This is a genomic window from Verrucosispora sp. SN26_14.1, assembly GCF_004307965.1.
In the GTDB taxonomy this organism is placed as follows: Bacteria; Actinomycetota; Actinomycetes; order Mycobacteriales; family Micromonosporaceae; genus Micromonospora.
Genome location: NZ_SISL01000708.1, coordinates 1 through 2,022 on the forward strand (window position 1 = coordinate 1; position 2,022 = coordinate 2,022).

The 2,022-nt window shown below is 74.7% G+C and carries 2 protein-coding genes and 1 pseudogene; 2 read left to right on the forward strand and 1 reads right to left on the reverse strand.

The features are described from left to right. Nucleotides 1-258: pseudogene (locus EYA84_RS31160) on the reverse strand (hypothetical protein); the annotation flags it as partial. Nucleotides 259-303: 45 nt separating this feature from the next. Here EYA84_RS31160 and EYA84_RS31165 point away from each other — a divergent pair. Both EYA84_RS31165 and EYA84_RS31170 read left to right on the forward strand, forming a co-directional pair. Continuing rightward, nucleotides 304-1,041, forward strand: coding sequence for a bifunctional 2-polyprenyl-6-hydroxyphenol methylase/3-demethylubiquinol 3-O-methyltransferase UbiG (locus EYA84_RS31165; protein ID WP_131057768.1), 738 nt, complete (start codon nt 304-306; stop codon nt 1,039-1,041). Between the two features lie 121 nt (nt 1,042-1,162). After that, a partial coding sequence (locus EYA84_RS31170; protein ID WP_131057769.1) for an acyl-CoA dehydrogenase family protein occupies nt 1,163-2,022 on the forward strand: 860 nt, incomplete at its 3' end.

Sequence of the window (2,022 nt, forward strand, 5' to 3'; positions counted from 1 at the left end):
CACCGCGACGACCCGCCGGCTGACCGCACCGGCGGCCACCGGCTTGTCGGTACGCCCCACCGCGGCGTCCCGGTCGGCGTCGAGCGCGTCGTTCGTCCACCCCACCGCGAACTGGCTCGCCGCCACGGTCAGCGCCACCACGGCGATCCCGCCGGGCGGATGCCCGACGCCGGCCGCGAGCAGACCGGCCACTGTGGTGACGGCCGCCGTCGGTTCCGGATGGCTCGCTCTGACCAGCCCTAACACCGTGGACGACATAACGGAAGTCTGGTCGTTACCGGCTAGTCGTGCCACGCTCGGTGAATGCGTGACGCCGGCCTGAGCCTGCCCCGCAACGACCCGCGTCAGTACGACGACCTGGCCGGCGAATGGTGGCGACCGGACGGCGCGTTCGCCATGCTGCACTGGCTGGCCGAGGCGCGGGCGGCGATGGTCCCACCGGCGACGCGGCCCGACGCGCTCCTGGTCGACCTCGGGTGCGGCGCCGGTCTGCTCGCCCCGCACCTGGTCGGCAAGGGCTACCGGCACGTGGGGGTGGACCTGACCCGCTCCGCGCTGAACCAGGCCGCCGCGCACGGCGTGACGGTGGTCAACGGCGACGCCACCCGGGTGCCCTTCGTCGACGGCTGCGCCGACGTGGTGGCCGCCGGTGAGCTGCTGGAACACGTACCCGACTGGCGGGCCGTGGTGGCGCAGGCGTGTCGCCTGCTGCGTCCCGGCGGGCTGCTGGTGCTGGACACGCTCAACGACACCGCGCTGTGTCGGCTGGTCGCGGTCCGCATCGCCGAACGGCTGCCGACCGTGCCGCGCGGCATCCACGACCCACGGTTGTTCGTGGACCATCGTGAGCTGGTGGCCGAGTGCGCCCGGCACGGTGTGGACCTGCGGGTCCGGGGTGTCCGTCCGGCGGTGCCGGGCCTGCTGCGCTGGCTGCTCCGGCAGGTACGCGGCGCGGCGACCCCACCCGGCCAGACGCCGCGGATCGTGCCGACCGGTTCGCCGGCCGTGCTCTACCAGGGACGCGGGGTGTACGGCGGGTAGCCGGTCCGGGCGGGGGTAAGGGAAGCCGAGAAGGGGGTTCCATGAGCGAGCGTCAGCGAGCGAGTCGTCGGCTCGGTGCGTGGGTGTCTCATGGCGGCACGCAGCGCAGCGGAGTGCCGGCATGAGCGAAGCGTGGGACGCCGCGCGGAGGCTGTCGCCCCGGCTGGCCGCCCGGGCGGCGGAGCACGACCGGGACGGTTCGTTCCCGGTCGATGACTTCGCCGATCTCGGTGCGGCCGGGCTGTTCGGGCTGATGGTCCCCGCCGAGCTGGGCGGCATCGGGGCGACGTTCGCCGGGTACGCGGCCGTCGCCACCGAACTGGCGCGGGGCAACGGCGCCACGGCGCTGGTGTTCAACATGCACGCCTCGGTCACCGGCGCCCTGGGCGCGGTCACCGAGGAACTGGCCGAGGCGTTGGGCGTACCGGAGGAGGCGCTCGCCGCCCGCGACCGGTTGCTGCGGGCGGCGGCCGAGGGCGCGTGGTACGCGGTCGCGATGAGCGAGCGCGGCGCCGGTGCCCGGTTGTCCCAGCTAACCACGGTCTACGAGCCGGTCGACGGCGGCTGGCGGATCAAGGGCAGCAAGACCTTCTGCTCGGGTGCCGGTCACGCCGACGGTTATCTGGTGGCGGCCCGGAGCGCGGCCGACCCGTCGGTGGTCTCGCAGTTCCTGGTCCCGGCCGGTGACGGTCTGACCGTCGAGCCGACCTGGGACGCGCTCGGCATGCGGGCGACCGCCTCGCACGACCTGCACCTGGACGTCACCGTGCCCGCCGACCGGCTGCTCGGCGGGGTGGAGGGCCTGGCCCTGGTGGTCGCCCAGCTGATGCCGCACTGGCTGGTGGCCAGCTACGCCGCCGTCTACGTCGGGGTGGCGCAGGCGTCGATCGACGCGGCGGCGGAACACCTGCACGCCCGGGGGCTGACGCATCTGCCGGCGGTCCGTGCCCGGTTGGGGCGGGCCGACGCGGCGGTGGCGGC